The following is a 17,460-nucleotide window of genomic DNA, read 5'->3' on the forward strand; positions in this document are numbered from 1 at the left end:
AGCGGATAACTTTCTTGATGAATGAAAAGCCGCTCGGTTCGAGCGGCTTTTTTGTCTTTGGAGCGCCTCATGACGGATTTGCAGGCCATTCTCGACGGCATTCATGCGGAGCTTTCGCCGCGCATCGGCGAAGGCAAGGTCGCCGATTACATTCCCGAGCTGGCAAAGGTCGACCCGAAGCAGTTCGGGATGGCAATCGCGACGGTCGACGGCAAAGTCTACAGCATCGGTGATGCCGGCGTTCCTTTCTCCATCCAGAGTATCTCCAAGGTCTTTATGCTGACCCTGGGGCTGGGCAAGGTCGGCGAGAGCTTGTGGAATCGGGTAGGGCGCGAACCGTCCGGCACGGCTTTCAACTCTATCGTCCAGCTGGAGCGGGAAGAGGGAATACCGCGCAATCCCTTCGTCAATGCGGGGGCCATCGCCGTCAGCGATGTCGTGCTGGCCGGCCACGAACCGCGCGAGGCCATCGGCGAGCTGCTGCGCTTCGTCCGCTATGTGGCCGACGATGAGACGATCAGCATCGATGACAAGGTCGCGCGTTCGGAAACCCAGACTGGGTATCGCAATTTTGCTCTTGCCAATTTCATGCGGGCCTATGGCAATATCCACCATCCGGTCGAGCATGTGCTCGGCGTGTATTTCCATCAATGCGCGCTGTCGATGAGCTGCCAGCAGCTTGCCAAGGCGGGGCTCTATCTCGCTGCGCGCGGCAGCAATCCGATCACCGGGCATTCCGTCGTTTCGCCGAAGCGGGCGCGGCGTATCAATGCGCTGATGCTGACCTGCGGCCATTATGATGGCTCTGGAGATTTTGCCTATCATGTCGGCCTGCCGGGCAAGAGCGGCGTCGGCGGCGGCATTCTGGCCGTAGCGCCGGGCATCGGCTCGATCGCCGTCTGGTCGCCCGGCCTGAACAAGGTCGGCAATTCTCAGCTCGGTGCCGTGGCACTGGAAATGCTGGCGGCGCGCACCGGCTGGTCGGTATTCGGCGATTGATACGGTGTCTTCTCGTCCCGCTTTCTGCTATCAGCGTGGCGAGATGCAAGGAATGGCGGCATGAATATCGCGACCATGGTGAAAGACGACATCGATATCGAGGTTGACGATGGCGGTTCTGCCGTCCATCCGATGTTTTTCGATGCGCCGCGTTCGGTCTCCTTCAACAAGCTTCGCAAGCGCCTGTTGCGGCAGGTGCGCCAGGCAATGGAAGACTTCCAGATGCTGAAGGGCCAGAAGCGCTGGCTGGTCGGCCTTTCCGGCGGCAAGGATTCCTACGGTTTGCTGGCGCTGCTCCTTGATCTGAAATGGCGAGGCTTGCTGCCGGTGGAGCTGATCGCCTGTAATCTCGATCAGGGGCAGCCGAATTTCCCGAAGCATATCTTGCCCGAATACCTCACGAAAATCGGCGTCACGCATCGCATCGAGTATCGCGACACCTATTCGATCGTGAAGGAGAAGGTGCCGGAGGGGGCAACCTATTGCTCGCTCTGTTCCCGCCTGCGCCGCGGCAATCTTTATCGCATCGCCCGCGAGGAAGGTTGCGATGCGCTGGTGCTTGGCCATCACCGCGAGGATATTCTCGAGACCTTCTTCATGAACTTCTTCCATGGCGGTCGCTTGGCTTCGATGCCGGCAAAGCTGCTCAACGACGAAGGCGACCTCATGCTGCTGCGCCCGCTCGCCTATGCGGCAGAGGACGATCTCGCCAAGTTTGCTGCGGCCATGCAATTTCCGATCATTCCCTGCGATCTCTGCGGCTCGCAGGACGGGCTGCAGCGCAATGCCATGAAGGACATGCTCGCGGATATCGAACGGCGGATGCCGGGCCGCAAGGACACGATGCTGCGCGCTCTGGCCCATGTGAACACGTCGCACCTGCTCGATCCCAAGCTATTCGATTTTGCAGGGTTGATGACGCAGGGCTCTTCGAGCGATCCGGCGTAAATTCGGCGCTTTTGCCACACCGATGTCATCGAATCGGGCATAAGAGGAAGCCCTTTCAAAACAGAGGCTTCCGATGACCTTCTCCGATACGGATTTCGACTATGTGATGACGACCGTTGCCGCAGCGGCGGCAAAGGAGATCATGCCGCGCTTCCGCAATCTAGATGCCGGCGACATATCGGAGAAAACCTCGGCTATCGATCTTGTAACCGAGGCCGACCTTCTGGCCGAACGCCATATTATCACGGCGCTGAAGGCACGGTTTCCAAGCGCTTTGATCGTTGGCGAAGAGGCCTATGAGGCGGATAAGTCCGTCGTGCCGGCGCTGGCGCATGCGGAATTGGCTTTTACAATCGATCCGGTGGATGGCACCTTCAATTTCGCGGCCGGACTGCCGGTCTTCGGAACGATCGTCGCCGTCATTGCCAATGGCGAGACGATCGGCAGCATTATCCACGATCCCGTGCTGGGTGACACCGTGACTGCCATGAAGGGCGGCGGCACTTTCCTGCGCCGGCAAACCGGGGAGGCGAGGCGGCTCACCGTTGCCGCACCTGCCCCTTTGAGTGCTATGACCGGCGCTATATCCTGGGGGCATATGGATGAGCCCGACCGGTCGCGGATCAGCGCCAATCTATCGAAGACCCGCATGGCTTTCTCAGTGAATTGCTCAGCTTACGAATATTGGATGGTGGCGTCTGGCAAGTGGCATTTCATCGGCCATTCCAAATTGATGCCCTGGGATCATCTGGCCGGCGTGCTGGCGCATCAGGAGGCGGGCGGCTATACCGCCAAATTCGATGGTACGCCCTACAGGCCCGGCGAAACGATCGGCGGCATCATTTCTGCGCCTGACGAGGAAAGCTGGCGGATGATCCGCCGCGAGATCATCGGCGCCTGACGCGAAAGGAAAAAGCATGACATCGCTCGTTGACGTTACCACGCTCGCTCATGTGCTGCGCCGCGCGGCGCAGACGGAGATACTGCCGCGCTTTCGCAGGCTCGGCAGCGATGATGTCCGCGCCAAGAGCGAGGCGACGGATCTGGTGACGGAAGCCGACGAACGGGCTGAGCGCATGATCAAGGCAGAAGTTGCCCGGCTCTGGCCCGAAGCTTTGTTCATCGGCGAGGAATCGGTTGCGGCCGACCCGTCGCTACTGAAGAAGCTGCAGGATGCCGATCTCGCCATCATTGTCGATCCCGTCGATGGCACGTTCAATTTTGCCGCCGGCATTCCGGCTTTCGGCGTCATGGCCTCGGTCGTGTCGAAGGGCGAGACCGTTGCCGGTATCATCTTCGATCCGATGGGTGATGACTGGGTGCTTGCGGAGCGCGGCAGCGGCGCATGGCTACGCCGTCCGGATGGCGAGACGCTGCGTCTCAACGTTGCTCCTTCCGTCCCGCTGGAAGAGCTGGTCGGCATGGCGGCTACCGGCTTCCTGCCGAAGGAAAAGCGCGCCGAAATCATGGGCAATCTTGCCAAGGTGCGCTACACGACCTGCTATCGCTGTGCTGCGCATGAGTACCGCACGCTCGCTGGCGGCTATGTGCACTATCTCATGTACAACAAGCTGATGCCTTGGGATCATCTGGCGGGATCGCTGATCTCGGCCGAATCCGGCGCATATGTCCGTCGTTTCGATGGTTCGCCCTATCTGCCGCATCATCTCGATGGCGGGCTGCTGGTTGCGGCGGACAAGGATACCTGGGAGCTGCTGCGGCGTGAGGTCTTCACTCTTTAAGGTGAGTCACGCGCGAGGATAGTCCGCGAGGCCCTTGGAAAGTCACTGCGGCGGGGCTATCTTTGCTTCAACAGGCAAGAGCCTTGGTCGGCGCTTGCCGCGGGGATGAGACAGATGTCCGAGACGAGCCGCAAGCTGACCACCATTTTCTGCGCCGACGTGCAGGATTATACGCGCCTCATGGGGAAGGACGAGGAGGGGACGTTATCCACTCTTCGTCGTTACCGCGATGCGATGAAACGGCTGATCGAAGCGCATGGCGGCCGGGTCATCAATACCTGGGGCGATGGCGTCTTTGCTGAGTTTCCAAGTGTCGTCGAAGCCGTGCGGGCTGCGATCGATACGCAAAACGAACTTGCCGGTTACAATGCCGTAACTGACCCCGACAAGCAGATGCTGTTCCGCATCGGGCTCAATCTCGGCGATGTGATCGCGGATGGTGATGACCTTTATGGCGACGGCGTCAATATTGCCGCCCGGCTACAGTCGCGCGCCGCTCCGGGTGGAATTGTCATTTCCAACACGGTTTACGATCAGGTCCGCAACAAGGTGGCGGTCGGTTTCGATTTTCTCGGGCAGCTCGAGGTCAAGAACATCGAAGGCGGCGTACCGAGCTATGCTGTGCGCATCGGCAGCGTGCGGGTCGTCGATACCACGTCCGATTATCAATCGGTTCCGGAGCCCACTCCCGCGCGGGCGCCCGAGCCGGTGATGCGGGAACCTTTTCCGCAAGACTGGCGGCGGAGTTATGGTGGCGTTGTCATCATCTGCGTCGCTCTCGCCGTCATCAATGGGCTGACGTGGCAGGGCGAATTCTGGGCGAAATGGCCCATACTCGCGATTCTATGGGGTGCGGCGTTCCGCTACGTCCGCAGCAACAGACAGATCGATATGGCGATTGCCAGCCTTGTGATTACCGGCATCGGAATCGTTGCCATCAACCTTTTCACCTGGCATGGAACACCTTGGGCGATGTGGCCGCTCTTCGGGCTTGCGATCGCCGCTGCGTTGCGCTGGGTCAGTCGGCCGCGCAGCGGCGCCTAGGGAAGGGAGGCACGTCGCTCAAACGTGCCCCATGCCCGGTTCCAGCGCCGGCGCATCGCCGGGATGGGTGAAGAGCTTGCCGCGTTCCGCCCATAGCGTCGCGACGATCGACAGCGCGCCAAACACCGTGAAGCCGGCAAGCAGCGGCTGTGCCGTGCCGTCGAACATCTGGCCGACGATGCCGCCGAGCAGGACGCCGACCGTCGTGGAGATCGAGCTGGTGATGGCGGCTGCCGTACCCGCCAAGTGTCCCATCGGCTCGAGGCTTATCGCCATGCAATTGGTGGTGATCACTGCAAACATCATCAGCATCACCGAGATCAGTACATAGATGAAGGTGAAGCTCGGCTGGCCGAACATACCGACGATGTAGCCGATGGCGCCTAAAACGGTGAAAAGGATCATGGCAGCGTGGGAAATGCGGCGCATGCCGAAGCTGCGGACGAAATAGCCATTAGCGAACTGTGCGACGGCGGTGCCGGCTGCCGTTGCCGCAAAGGCGATTGGAAACGTGTCTCCAAGCCCGTAAACTTCGCCGAAGACCTGCTGCACCGAAACGACGTAGGCGCAGATGATGCCGGTGTAGAGCGTCAGGCCGATCATGTAGCCGCAGGTGATGCGGTTGGTCAGCACTGTCTTGAAACCGGACAGCACGGAAGTGACCGAGAGCGGCAGGCGCTCTTCAACGGGCAGCGTCTCCTTCATGCGGAAGAAGGCAACCAAGAAAAGGCCGGCGCTGACGATGCCGAGCAGAATGAAAATCCACTGCCAGTTCGAATAGGCGACAATCATCTGGCCGACGAAGGGCGCAACCATCGGCATAATCATGAAGACGATCATGATATAGGACATCACGCGGGCCATTTCGCGGCCGCCGAAGCAATCGCGGACGATGGCAAGCGTGGTGATGCGCACGGCCGCGGCGCCGACGCCCTGCGCAAAACGCATTGCCAGCAAGGCAAACAGGCTGCCACTCCAGGCTGCGGCAAACAGGGTCACCGTATAGAAGGCCAGACCGCCGAGCAGGATGTACCGCCGGCCATAGGTGTCCGACAGGCTGCCGAAGAAAAGCTGACAGATGCCGAAACCGAGGAAATAGACGCCGATAACGAGCTGGGTGTCATTCGGGTTGGCGACATGAAGCGACTGGCCGATATTCGGCAGTGCCGGCAGCATGCTGTCGATGCCCATCGAAATGCTGGCCGTCATCAGGGCGATCGTGAGGATGAATTCCACGATGCCGAGGCCGATGCGGCTGGAGCCGGACTGGGCCGGCTGCTGAGACTGAGGCGGGGTTGTCATTCGAATATGCCTGTCAATGTAAAGCGAGAGACTGGTCGGCCGGAGGCGGCGCATTGTGCGGGCGGAACAGCTTTCCCTTTTCGGCAATCAGCACGAAGACGACGCCGATGAGGGAAACGGTGAAATAGCCAATGACCATCGGTGTCGCCGTGCCGTTATAGAACTGCCCGATGCAGGCGCCGATCGATGCGCCGCCGACCGTGCTCATAAAGCCGAGAACGGAGGATGCCGTGCCGGCGACGTGGCCGAGGGGTTCCATCGCCAGAGAGTTGAAGTTGGAACCGATCCAGCCGAATTGGAACATGGCCAGTGCGAAAAAGACCATGAACAGAGGGAACGGCATCGGTGATGGCCCGTAAAGCTGCACCAGCAGCCAACAGAAGGTGATGGCGACAAAGCCGAGCAAGGCCGTGTGCGACAGCCGGCGCATGCCGAACCGGCCGACGAACTGGGAGTTGACGAAAGACGACAGGGCCATGAACGCCGCCACGCCGCCGAATGCCAGCGGCGTATAGACGCCAAGGCCGTAGATGTTGTTGTAGATCTGCTGGGCGGAATTGATGAAGCCGAACAGCGCGCCGAACAGGAACGTGCTCGCCAAGGTGTAACAGAGTGCTACCCGGTCCGTCAGAACGATCTTGAAGCCGGCGGCAACCGATCTGACGGTCAGGGGGCGGATATTTTCAGGCTTAAGCGTCTCCGGAAGCCGGAAATACATCCAGAGACCGACGAGGGTTGCCATGGCGCCGATGAAGACGAAGATCATGTGCCAGGTGCTGACCAGCAGGATGATCTGGCCGCTTCCCGGCGCGATGACCGGAACGATCATGAAAACCATCATGATGAGCGACATCACCTCGGCCATCAGGCGGCCGCCGAACACGTCGCGGACGATGGAGACGGTGATGACGCGGGTGGCTGCCGAGCCGAGGCCCTGAATGAAGCGGAGCGCCAGCAGACCGGCGAAAGACGGGATGAGGGCGATGCCGAACGCCGAAATCACGTAGATGGTGATGCCGATCAAGAGTGGCATGCGGCGGCCGAAGCGATCCGACAAGGGGCCATAGATAAGCTGGGCCGAGCCGAAGCCGATCAAATAGGCTGTTACCACATATTGCCGATGGTTTTCGTTCATCACGCCGAGGCTGGAACCGATCTGCTGCAGCGCGGGAAGCATGATGTCGATTGCGAGTGAGTTAATCGCCATCAGGAAGGCCGCGAGTGCGATGAACTCACGTTTGCCCATGGGCAGTTGCCCATGGGACATGGCCTGGGATGAAGTCGTCACGGTTTTATTCCCATAAACATATCAAGGGCGCCGCCCGGCGGCAGCGCCTTATCGATCAAATTGAACTATGGAAACCGGACGGGGAGCCCGGTGCCCGGTCAGGCGGCGCCGCGAACGCTGATGCCGTGTTCCTGAAGGTGGTGCTGCAATTCGCCCGCCTGGAACATTTCGCGCACGATGTCACAACCGCCGATGAATTCGCCCTTTACGTAAAGCTGCGGAATGGTTGGCCAGTTGGAATAGTCCTTGATGCCCTGACGGATTTCAGCGTCGGCTAGGACATTGATGCCCTTATAATCGACGCCGATATAGTCGAGAATCTGGACCACCTGGCCGGAGAAACCACACTGCGGGAACTGGGGGGTGCCTTTCATGAAGAGAACGACGTCGTTGTTCTTAACTTCGTTGGCGATGAATTCCTGAATGCCGCTCATTGTCCAGTTCCTTTCACATGCGGGGTCAAGGTCCGCAGCGTTACATCTGTCCCTTAAATAGCAAGCGCCCGGCTTGATTTCCAGCGGCAAAACGTAGGTGCCGTCTTTTTCATCGCATGAATAGATTTCCGGCATCAGTCGTTAACAGGAACGTTCAAAAGGTGTCGATTGACTGCCTTTTTTGAACAGTGCGTTTTGAAATCACCCCTTCAACTCCAGCCCTGAACAACACACATGAATTTGAAATCAAGGGACGATGAATATTAGTATGCTACCTAATTTACAAACCATCGGTATGTTTGTTAGAGTTTGCCGATTGATGCGATTTGGCGCGTATCGGTCCCTGTCGGCATTGCATTCGCATATTTCTTGAGGGAGCGGACTCCATGAGCCACCATCACTATTCCGAAGGGCAGGTTGGTGAAGAGCGAGAATTTTATAGCTCTGAAGATACGAGCGAAGGCGAGCGGGAATATTACGAGCATGTGCGCACACCACGAGCATCGATTCTGAACAGTACCGTGACCGTCAGTGCCATCGTGCTCATTCTGAGCATCGCTTTCGGTTACCGGGCCTCGACCGCACCGACGCCGCAATCGACCACGCCGCCGGTCGCCGAGAAAGTAATAACTGCGCCGTCGCTGGACTCCTGTGCCGATATCTCTCCATATCCGCGCCGGGAATGCTGATATGCCGGAATTCGGATTTTACCCTCGGCATGGCGAAAAAGCCGGCTGAGGACGATTGTGCATCCGTCATGCGGGCTGACGCGATTATAAGCGTTTGACCCTATCTTTTTGTTTTTGGACGATTTGTTGCGGTCTGCCATGAAAAAGCCAGCAGGCCATGGTCTTGGCTGATTTTCAGATTTCATCAGTGCTACTGGCGCCCCGGGGACAGACTACAATATGAATTCTATCAGGAAGAGGGTGGTTCTCCACTTCCCTGGCTTCGAGCCGCTGAATGCTGCCGCACATCGGGCTCGTTATGAGCGTTCCGCCCGGCAGAGCGCCGCCACCTGGGATTTTTCCGCCTCGGTGGGAGAATTGAAGAATTTTGGCAGGGCACCGTATTTTGATGTCACGGCGACGGCTGCGGATTGGCATACCCAAAGCCGCATTCATATCGTCGATCATAACGATCTGGTTGCCGTCCTGAACGGCAGGCCGTTCTTTACGCGGCTCATCCAGGGCTATCTCGCTGCCGCAAGGGTTGCCATTTCGGGCGGCATGGCCGGCTATTTCCGTCATGCATGGCGCTTCGGCCTGTTCTTCATCTTTCCCTTTCTGCTGATGCTCGCAGGCCTTGTTCTCAGCCTGTCGATTGCGTTTACGCCAATCCTGTTCGGACTGCCGGCCTGGAGCCATATCGGCAGTATCGCGCTCGCGGTCGCCTTCTTCGTCTATGTCTTCCTGCCGCAGGCCGAGAAGTTGCATACTCTGCATCTTTTCTCCGACTGGGAAATGGCAGTCGCGATGGCGGGGCTGAACGGCATAGGCGCAGAACAATGGCTGGAAGCGAGCGCCGTCAGCGTCCGGCAAGCCTTGGATGAGCCCGACGTCGAAGAATTCGTCATCTCCTCGCATAGCATGGGCTCGTCCGTGGCAGCTCACGTGGTCGGCCTGTTGCTTGAGCGCGAGCCGGAGCTGCTGCTGGGCAAGCGCGTGGTATTTACGACGCTTGGCAGTGCCATCCTGCAATGCGCCCTCATGCGGCCGGCAAAGGTGCTGCGCTCACGCGTGGGATTGATCGCACGCTGCAAGGACATCTTCTGGCTCGACGTTCACTGTCTGACCGATGCGATCCATTTTTATAAGACAAAGGTTGCCGCCGTTTGCGGGCACGAGGATGCCCGGCAGGCTTCGATCCTGTTCATACGTTTCAAGCAGATGCTGTCGGAGACGCATTACAAGAAGATCAAGCGCGATTTCCTGCGGGTTCACCGGCAATATGTGCTCGGCCCCGATGTGAGGGCGTTTTTCGATTTCACGCTGATGACGGCCGGTCCGTTGCCGGCTGCGGATTTCGCTGAATTCTCAGTGAAGAGATTGCCGGAGCTAAGCTTCAACTCCGGCGAAGAGGCGCAGGCGCTCTCAGTCGGGCGCTGACGTCTGCAGCGCAAGGGCGTGCAGCACGCCGCCCATATTGCCCTTCAGGGCATCATAGACCATCTGGTGCTGCTGCACGCGGCTCTTGCCGCGGAAGGCTTCCGCGACAACTTCCGCAGCATAGTGATCGCCATCCCCGGCCAGGTCGCGAATCGTCACCTTGGCGCCGGGAATGCCGGCCTTGATCATGTCTTCGATATCGCCGGGGTTCATGGGCATGAGTGGTACCTCGATTTATTCCGCGGCAGCGAGCGCGCTGCCGTCCATGAAAGCAGGAAACCACGATTCATGCGCCTCGCGCAACTGTTCAACCGGAAGCGTTAACAGGCCATCGACGACGAGTGCGTCACCGCCAACCGTACCAAGGCGACGGAAGGGTACGCCGGCGCTTTCCGCGTTGATGCAGACGAAATCGGCGACATCGGCCGGAACGGCGATGACGTAACGGGCCTGATCTTCCCCAAAAAGTGCTGCATGCGGCAGCGTCCGGACTTCGCCGAGATCGATCCGCAGGCCCTTGCCGGATGCCATCGCCATTTCCGCCAGAGCGAGCGCCAGACCGCCGGACGAGATGTCGTGACAGGCGGTGACCTGACCGTTGCGGATGGCGGAGCGCACAAAATCGCCGTTGCGGCGTTCGGCAAAGAGATCGACTTCCGGAGCAGGGCCATCCGTCGAGCCGACGATATCGCGAAGATAGATCGACGAGCCGAGATGGCTGCCGTCGAGGCCGATCATCAGCACGCGGTCGCCTTCGGAGGCTGAGCCGATGCGGGCCATCGCTTTCCAGTCCGGAAGGAGACCGACGCCGGCGATGGTCGGGGTCGGCAGGATCGCGACGCCATTGGTTTCGTTGTAGAGCGAGACATTGCCGGAGACGATCGGGAAATCCAGCGCGCGGCAGGCTTCGCCGATGCCTTTGATGGCGCCGACGAACTGGCCCATGATCTCAGGCTTTTCCGGATTGCCGAAGTTCAGGTTGTCGGTCGCAGCCAGCGGCTCGGCGCCGGTTGCCGTAATGTTGCGCCAGCATTCGGCGACGGCCTGCTTGCCGCCTTCGAACGGATCGGCTTCGACATAACGCGGTGTGACGTCGGACGAGAAAGCGAGAGCCTTGGTCGGATGGCCTTCGACGCGGACGACGCCGGCGTCGCCGCCGGGAAGCTGCAGAGAGTTACCCTGGATCAGCGTATCGTACTGCTCGTAGACCCAGCGGCGGCTGGACTGGTTGGCGGAGCCAACGAGTTTCAGCAGAGCCTGCGCGTAGTCTTCCGGCGCGGCAACGAGGTCGGCCGGCAGGGCGGCGCGCTTGTCTGACTCGCGCCACGGCCGATCATATTCCGGGGCCTGGTCGCCGAGATCCTTGATCGGCAGGTTGGCGACTTCCTCGCCCTGATGGATGACCCGGAAGCGCAGGTCGTCCGTCGTCTTGCCGACGATCGCGAAATCCAGGCCCCACTTGACGAAGATCGCCTTGGCGATGGCTTCCTTTTCCGGCTGCAGCACCATGAGCATGCGCTCCTGGCTTTCCGACAGCATCATTTCATAGGCCGTCATCCGCTCTTCGCGCACCGGCACCTTGTCGAGATCGAGCTCGATGCCAAGGTCGCCCTTGGCGCCCATTTCGACGGCGGAGCAGGTGAGGCCGGCGGCACCCATGTCCTGGATGGCGATGACGGCGCCCGTCTGCATCAGTTCCAGGCAGGCTTCCAGCAGGCACTTTTCGGTGAAGGGATCGCCGACCTGAACGGTCGGACGCTTTTCTTCGATCGATTCGTCGAATTCAGCCGACGCCATGGTCGCGCCGCCGACGCCATCGCGACCGGTCTTGGCGCCGAGATAGACGACCGGCAGGCCGACGCCCTTGGCTTCAGACAGGAAGATGGCATTCGACTTGGCGAGGCCCGCCGCGAAGGCGTTGACCAGGATATTGCCGTTATAGCGCGCATCGAACTCGACTTCGCCGCCGACAGTGGGAACACCAAAGGAATTACCGTAGCCGCCAACGCCGGCAACGACGCCGGAGACGAGGTGGCGGGTCTTCGGATGATCCGGCTCGCCGAAGCGCAGGGCGTTCATGGCAGCAACCGGCCGGGCGCCCATGGTGAAGACGTCGCGCAGAATGCCGCCGACGCCGGTCGCAGCGCCCTGATACGGCTCGATGTAGGAGGGGTGATTGTGGCTCTCCATCTTGAAGACGACGCAATCGCCATCGTCGATGTCGACCACGCCGGCATTCTCGCCCGGGCCCTGGATGACGCGCGGTCCCTTGGTCGGCAGGGTACGGAGCCACTTCTTGGAGGATTTGTACGAGCAGTGCTCGTTCCACATGGCCGAAAAAATGCCGAGCTCGGTGAACGTGGGCTCGCGGCCGATCAGATCCAGAATGCGCTGATATTCATCCGGCTTGAGGCCGTGGGCGGCAATCAGTTCGGGGGTGATCTGGATCGAATTGGAAATGGTCATGGGCGCTCGAGTGTCCTTGCCTGTAAAGGATTTGAAGACCGGTCAGGGATCGGGGTCTCTTTAGCGCAAGTCTCCCTGTCGTGCGACAGGAAAATCACCGGCGTTCACAACACGCCGGCGTAGATGCAACGAAAATCAAGCGCGCGGCCATAGGAGACCGCCTCGCGCGGTTAGAATTTATAGCCAACCATGATACCGGCGCGCGTCATGCCGCCATTAGGCCCATCGCAAAGATTGGCATGCGAGGAGTGCGCGATCTGCGCCATTACGTTCCAATGGCTGTCGAAATTATAACCGAGGCCGGCATATTCGTGGAAGAGCAGACGGCAGCCGAGCATCGGACCATGCTCTCGCCAGTCGTCCAGGTTACCCGTGTGCACCGTGCCGCCGAAGCCGAGTTCGGTGAAGATGCCGTTGCTATGGGTTAGCGTCCAGGAAAGGCCACCATAGACCTGCGTCGCGGAGCCTGACGTGCCGATCGATGTGCCTACGTGGATACGCGGATGCGTCAGCTGATCCTTCCAATCTGCTGTCGGATTATAGCCGAACGGATTGAAAAGTACCTGGACATCCGGGAAGACACCGCTTTCATGCTCGTTGCCGTTCTGGATGGAGCCGCTCGCGCCGAAACGCAATTCGTCGAAAATCTTGACTGGAGCGGCGGGAGTAGCTGCCACCGTATCTGCAGCGGTTGCGGCCGATTGACCTGCAACAAATACCGAACTGATTACCAGAAAACTCGAAACTAAACGCTTGCTGAAAAAGCTTGCAATAGCCATGCACTCCCCCTGGTGTGGCGGGCGAATCCTCATTTTTCATTGATAGAATGGTAGCGTGCTAAGAGTCGAGACGGCGAAATCGCATTTGCGCAAGATGTACGTCGATAAATTGATAAGGCTTGCTTAAATGTGACTATCGTATCCCGATGAGCCGTTTTCCAACAACCTGCGTAATGTCATGAAGCCGGCCGCAACATCTTCTCGCTGTGGGGGCGACGAAAAGGCGACACGGACCCTGTGGAAAACCCGTTCGATTCGCGCCGCCTTGAACTCGTCTTCGTCATCTATCAACACACCCTCGGTCAGGGCGGCGTTCTTGAAGGTGCCTGACAGCCAGGGTTCGGGCAGCTTCAGCCACAGGAAGGGCAGATGCGGATGCGAATTGAATTCAAAGCCCGCCAATGCCACGCGCGCCAGCTGTTCGCGGGCCTTGATTTCTTCGACCGCCTTGCGACGCAATTCCAATGCGTGACCACCAAGGACGAGCCGCGCGCAGGTTTCGGCAAGAATGAAGGGCAGGCCGCCGGTCGTCATCTTATGGGTGACTTTGATGCGTTGGGCGAAATGCGGCGGGCAGGCGACCCAGCCACCGCGCACGCCAGCGGTCACCGATTTCGAAAGGCTGCTGACGACAAAAGTTCGCTCCGGCGCAATGGTGGCCATAAGCGGGTTCTGGTCGCCGGTCATGCCGCCATAGAGATCGTCCTCGATCAGCCAGACACTATGTCGGCGCGCAATGGCGGCAATCGCGCGGCGTCTTGCCTCGGGCATTGTCACCAGGGTGGGATTATGGGCTGTCGGCATCAGGAAGGCGAGGCGAGGATGCTGCTGCTGACACAGGCGCTCGAAATCCTCGGGGATCATGCCATGCTCGTCCGAATCCACCAGGATCGTGCGGCGTCCGAGCAGGCGTGCGGCGCGGCTGATCTGCGTATAGGTGAGATTCTCGAAGACGATCTTGTCCCCCGGGGAGGTAACGGCCGAAATGACGGCAATGGCGCCGGCATGGGCGCCGAGCGTCGGCACGATTGTCTCGATTGCCGGCTGCCAGCCGTTGCGGGCAAGCCAGATCTGTCCTGCCTCAAACCAGCTCGCCGGGAAGTTCCTTGAATAGGAGGAGATCTCCGTCTGGTGCTCACTGCTGATGTCGGCGAAGAGCTTGCCGATGATCACACCCTGGCCGATATCGGGAGCGGCGGTCGTATCGAAGCGGATCTTGGCATCCGGCGTGTTCAGACCGCGCGTGCCGGCAAGCGCCTGCGTGATCGGATCCACGAGTTCGATCTGCTTGCCGTTCGAGCGCTCCAGCACATAGGTGCCGCGGCCGACTTCGCCGGCGACCAGACCGCGTTCATGCACAAGGGCATAGGCCCTGCTCACAGTGCCGATGGTCACGCCGATATCATAGGCGAGATTGCGCTGCGGCGGCAGCTTGGTGCCGGGCGGCAAGACGCCATGGGTAATCGCGTGTTCGATGGCGTCGGCGACGCGGATATAGACCGGGCCGGTTCCGCTGGAAATGTCAGGAAGCCAATTTGTCATAATGACAATTTCTTAGATTGTCCCTGCCGTCGAGTCAAGAGTATGAGTCAATTTGCATCGTTTGGCTCGATGCATCGAAATTGTCACCATCATGTGGAAATGAAGATGAGTACAATGGCTACAATCTGTTCGACCGAAGCGGGAGCCCCCTGCGCGGCGGGCGTGGGAATTAGAGCGGCGCAGCCAAGGCCGCATATGTTGTGCCGGCTCTGGACGTCCTATTGGGATTGGCTGGAGAAGCGCGAGGGACGGCGTGTTCTAAGAGATCTGACCGATGATCAGTTATACGACATCGGCCTGACGCGTCGCGAGGCGGCAAAGGAAGTCAGTAAGTCATTCTTCTGGGATTGAGTGGGCTGAGCCGCATATCAGGCCAATGTGCCTGTTATTCGGCCCATTTCCAATCCTTGACATCGACTAGCTTGTGAACGAGTTTGCAGTGGCTGCGCGACTGGCGGATTGTGATGGAGAACCATCGTGGAACGCAGCCCTGAATGCCGACCGCCTGGGCCCTATAAGGAAACGCAATGGGGGCTCATATGCGCTTGGATATCGATCGAATCGAAACTGCTGCCACAACCATACACTGGGTCTTTCGGCATACACCGCAATACGTCTGCGAAAGTTTGAGCCGGGCGCTGGGCTGCCGGATTGTCCTCAAGGTCGAAACGATGAATCCTGTGCGCTGCTTCAAGGGGCGTGGCACCGAGATGGTTTTGGCTAGGCTCCAGTCACAAGGCGATACGAAATCGGTCGTCTGCGCTAGCGCGGGCAATCTGGGCCAGGCACTCGCCTATGGCGGCCGACTGAGAAGCTTTGACGTCACGGTAACGGCGTCCGTCGCCGCCAATGCCCTCAAAGTGGAAAAGATGCGGCTATTCGGAGCAAATGTGGTGTTGGTCGAAGGGGAGATCGAAGCCGCGCTCCAAGCAGCCTCCGATCTCGCCGAGGAAACGGGTGCCTTCCTCGTGGAGGACAGCAAGAACCTCGATACTTGTGAAGGTGCCGCGACCATCGGGCTCGAGCTTTCCGAATTTCCTCAAGCGCTGGATGCCGTCTTGGTTTCTCTGGGCGCCGGGGCGATGGCTACCGGTATCGGCTATGTCCTGAAGTGCCGACAGCCAAGTGTGGAGATCATCACAGTCCAGCCCCGAAATGCACCGGCTATGACTCTTTCCTTCAAGGCCAAGCGGATCGTGGACGCGGGCGCCCCGAACACCATCGCCGATGGCGTGGCCGGGCGCTATGTGATCCCGGAAGTTCTCGATGATCTATTGGCCGTCGCTGACGACGCTCTTTTGGTCAGCGAGGACAGCATCAAGGAGGGAATGCGACTCCTATACCTGCATTCCGGACTTATCGTGGAGCCCGCCGCCGCGCTGGGTGTTGCCGCCATTCTTGAGAATCCACAGCGTTTCGCCAGAAAGACCGTGGCAACCGTTCTCTGCGGCGGCAATGTGGAACCCAAAGCGTTCGAAGCGTGGATTGGAAAGCCGTAAAGGTGAGCTTGTTTCGCGCCGAGCGCTACCCTATTCGCTGGCAACAGAAAGGCGGCGGCGGAACCGTTATTGGCAGCCCTTCGCGCCCCCAGCCCAACGGTTGACGTCGCCCGTGATGCGGCCGCCTGACGCACCTGACATCATCGGACCGAAGGCCTGCAATTGCGCGGGATTGCCTTCCGCTTGCACAACGAGCGATGGCCGGCCGGTCGGATGCTTCTTGTCGACCACGAGGATGCGTGGGCGACCGGTGAAGGAGTTGAGCTCCGGAGCGAGCTGATAACTCGCGAAAGCCGGGTCCGAAGACTTGAACCAGCAGGTATTGGCATTGAGCATGATGCGCTCCATCGTCGACAGGGCGCTGTGATCGGTCGCAGTGATGCTCGGCGGACGCGGGCCGCAAGAGGTGACCAACAGCCCAAGCATCGCAATGGCAGCGGCGGAATAAAGTCCTGTCAGGAGGCGAGGGCGCATCAATCTCTTTCCAATGAAGCGGTTAGGGCTGGTCTGCTAATGTGTACCGGGCCGCTTTCCGGCGCCCTGCTGTTCTATGCAAAGACGCCGATTTTATGGTTCCGATAGTGGATCGGCCGTTATCAGGCTGCGACCACCCCAAGCGCGGAGGCGAAGAGGCCGCGGCCATCGCTGCCGCCATGGGCTGCCTCGATCAGGTTCTCCGGATGTGGCATCATACCGAGCACATTGCCCTTGGCGTTCATGACGCCGGCAATGTCATTGACGGAGCCGTTGGGGTTCGTGCCTTCGGCGTAGCGGAAGACCACCTGGCCGTTGTCCTCGATCGCCTTCAGCGTCTCAGCATCGGCGAAATAATTGCCGTCGTGATGTGCGACCGGGCTGCGGATGACCTGGCCCTTGGCATAGGCGGCGGTGAAGTCCGTCTCGGCATTGACGACTTCCAGCTTTACTTCGCGGCAGACGAATTTCAGCGAAGCGTTGCGCATCAGCGCGCCCGGCAGCATGCCGGCTTCGAGCAGGATCTGGAAACCATTGCAAACGCCCAAAACCTTGACGCCCTTGTCGGCCTTGTCCTTGATCGCCTGCATGATCGGCATGCGGGCCGCAATCGCGCCGCAGCGCAGATAATCGCCGTAAGAGAAGCCGCCGGGAATGACGATCAGGTCGACATCCGGAATCTCGGTCTCCGTCTGCCAGACCGTTACGGGCGCCTGGCCGGAAATCTTGGTCAGCGCCGCGATCATGTCGCGATCGCGATTGAGGCCTGGAAGTTGGACGACTGCTGATTTCATGATGCTGGTCCCGCAATAGGCAAAGGGATAATCGCTGGAAG

18 protein-coding genes and 1 riboswitch are annotated in these 17,460 nt (G+C 59.6%); of the genes, 9 read left to right on the top strand and 9 right to left on the bottom strand.

Annotated features, from left to right (window positions below):
* Window positions 1-69: 69 nt before the first annotated feature.
* From GDN47_RS05815 to GDN47_RS05835, 5 genes are all read left to right on the top strand, one after another.
* Window positions 70-999 carry a glutaminase gene (locus tag GDN47_RS05815; protein ID WP_152092775.1) on the top strand — a complete coding sequence of 310 codons (930 nt, stop codon included), beginning with the start codon at window positions 70-72 and terminating at the stop codon, window positions 997-999.
* Between the two features lie 60 nt (window positions 1,000-1,059).
* Window positions 1,060-1,947: a tRNA 2-thiocytidine(32) synthetase TtcA gene (gene ttcA / locus GDN47_RS05820; RefSeq protein ID WP_152092776.1), complete on the top strand. Its 888-nt coding sequence runs from the start codon at window positions 1,060-1,062 to the stop codon at window positions 1,945-1,947.
* A gap of 73 nt (window positions 1,948-2,020) precedes the next feature.
* Window positions 2,021-2,848: an inositol monophosphatase family protein gene (locus GDN47_RS05825; RefSeq protein ID WP_152092777.1), complete on the top strand. Its 828-nt coding sequence runs from the start codon at window positions 2,021-2,023 to the stop codon at window positions 2,846-2,848.
* Between the two features lie 16 nt (window positions 2,849-2,864).
* Window positions 2,865-3,689 carry an inositol monophosphatase family protein gene (locus tag GDN47_RS05830; protein ID WP_113332590.1) on the top strand — a complete coding sequence of 275 codons (825 nt, stop codon included), beginning with the start codon at window positions 2,865-2,867 and terminating at the stop codon, window positions 3,687-3,689.
* A gap of 114 nt (window positions 3,690-3,803) precedes the next feature.
* Entirely contained in the window at window positions 3,804-4,733 is a 930-nt protein-coding gene (locus GDN47_RS05835) for an adenylate/guanylate cyclase domain-containing protein (protein WP_152092778.1), read from the top strand.
* 18 nt (window positions 4,734-4,751) lie between these two features.
* On the opposite strand, the gene GDN47_RS05840 is transcribed toward GDN47_RS05835, so the two are convergent.
* The 3 genes from GDN47_RS05840 to grxD form a co-directional block, all read right to left on the bottom strand.
* Window positions 4,752-6,035 carry a multidrug effflux MFS transporter gene (locus tag GDN47_RS05840; protein ID WP_152092779.1) on the bottom strand — a complete coding sequence of 428 codons (1,284 nt, stop codon included), beginning with the start codon at window positions 6,033-6,035 and terminating at the stop codon, window positions 4,752-4,754.
* 13 nt (window positions 6,036-6,048) lie between these two features.
* Window positions 6,049-7,281: a multidrug effflux MFS transporter gene (locus GDN47_RS05845; protein WP_113332587.1), complete on the bottom strand. Its 1,233-nt coding sequence runs from the start codon at window positions 7,279-7,281 to the stop codon at window positions 6,049-6,051.
* A 140-nt stretch (window positions 7,282-7,421) separates the two neighbouring features.
* Window positions 7,422-7,757 carry a Grx4 family monothiol glutaredoxin gene (gene grxD, locus GDN47_RS05850; RefSeq protein ID WP_113332586.1) on the bottom strand — a complete coding sequence of 112 codons (336 nt, stop codon included), beginning with the start codon at window positions 7,755-7,757 and terminating at the stop codon, window positions 7,422-7,424.
* 386 nt (window positions 7,758-8,143) lie between these two features.
* Between grxD and GDN47_RS05855 the strand changes: the two genes are divergently transcribed.
* A complete protein-coding gene (locus tag GDN47_RS05855) occupies window positions 8,144-8,446 on the top strand; it encodes a hypothetical protein (protein ID WP_113332585.1) in 303 nt (100 codons plus the stop codon).
* A 219-nt stretch (window positions 8,447-8,665) separates the two neighbouring features.
* A complete protein-coding gene (locus GDN47_RS05860) occupies window positions 8,666-9,865 on the top strand; it encodes a hypothetical protein (protein WP_152092780.1) in 1,200 nt (399 codons plus the stop codon).
* Here GDN47_RS05860 and GDN47_RS05865 read toward each other — a convergent pair.
* From GDN47_RS05865 to GDN47_RS05880, 4 genes are all read right to left on the bottom strand, one after another.
* Window positions 9,851-10,084, bottom strand: coding sequence for a BolA family protein (locus GDN47_RS05865; protein WP_004108912.1), 234 nt, complete (start codon window positions 10,082-10,084; stop codon window positions 9,851-9,853). The genes GDN47_RS05860 and GDN47_RS05865 overlap by 15 nt on opposite strands.
* A 15-nt stretch (window positions 10,085-10,099) precedes the next feature.
* Entirely contained in the window at window positions 10,100-12,331 is a 2,232-nt protein-coding gene (purL, locus tag GDN47_RS05870) for a phosphoribosylformylglycinamidine synthase subunit PurL (protein WP_113332583.1), read from the bottom strand.
* A gap of 170 nt (window positions 12,332-12,501) precedes the next feature.
* Window positions 12,502-13,008, bottom strand: coding sequence for an acyloxyacyl hydrolase (locus GDN47_RS05875; protein WP_233789759.1), 507 nt, complete (start codon window positions 13,006-13,008; stop codon window positions 12,502-12,504).
* 225 nt (window positions 13,009-13,233) lie between these two features.
* Entirely contained in the window at window positions 13,234-14,652 is a 1,419-nt protein-coding gene (locus tag GDN47_RS05880; protein ID WP_113332582.1) for an aminotransferase-like domain-containing protein, read from the bottom strand.
* Between the two features lie 105 nt (window positions 14,653-14,757).
* On the opposite strand from GDN47_RS05880, the gene GDN47_RS05885 reads away from it, so the two are divergent.
* Both GDN47_RS05885 and GDN47_RS05890 read left to right on the top strand, forming a co-directional pair.
* On the top strand, window positions 14,758-15,003 hold the full coding sequence (locus GDN47_RS05885) for a DUF1127 domain-containing protein (RefSeq protein WP_152092781.1): 246 nt from the start codon (window positions 14,758-14,760) through the stop codon (window positions 15,001-15,003).
* A gap of 86 nt (window positions 15,004-15,089) precedes the next feature.
* Window positions 15,090-15,170: riboswitch (ZMP/ZTP riboswitch) on the top strand.
* 21 nt (window positions 15,171-15,191) lie between these two features.
* Window positions 15,192-16,151: a threonine ammonia-lyase gene (locus GDN47_RS05890; protein WP_145631023.1), complete on the top strand. Its 960-nt coding sequence runs from the start codon at window positions 15,192-15,194 to the stop codon at window positions 16,149-16,151.
* 66 nt (window positions 16,152-16,217) lie between these two features.
* Here the strand turns inward: GDN47_RS05890 and GDN47_RS05895 are convergent, their stop codons facing one another.
* Both GDN47_RS05895 and purQ read right to left on the bottom strand, forming a co-directional pair.
* Window positions 16,218-16,625: a hypothetical protein gene (locus tag GDN47_RS05895; RefSeq protein WP_145631024.1), complete on the bottom strand. Its 408-nt coding sequence runs from the start codon at window positions 16,623-16,625 to the stop codon at window positions 16,218-16,220.
* 122 nt (window positions 16,626-16,747) lie between these two features.
* The gene (purQ, locus tag GDN47_RS05900; protein WP_145317230.1) at window positions 16,748-17,419 is read right to left on the bottom strand and encodes a phosphoribosylformylglycinamidine synthase subunit PurQ; all 672 of its coding nucleotides are present in this window, start codon (window positions 17,417-17,419) and stop codon (window positions 16,748-16,750) included.
* Window positions 17,420-17,460: the final 41 nt, after the last annotated feature.

Source organism: Martinezella dioscoreae (genome assembly GCF_009176305.1).
GTDB classification, from domain to species: Bacteria; Pseudomonadota; Alphaproteobacteria; order Rhizobiales; family Rhizobiaceae; genus Rhizobium; species Rhizobium dioscoreae.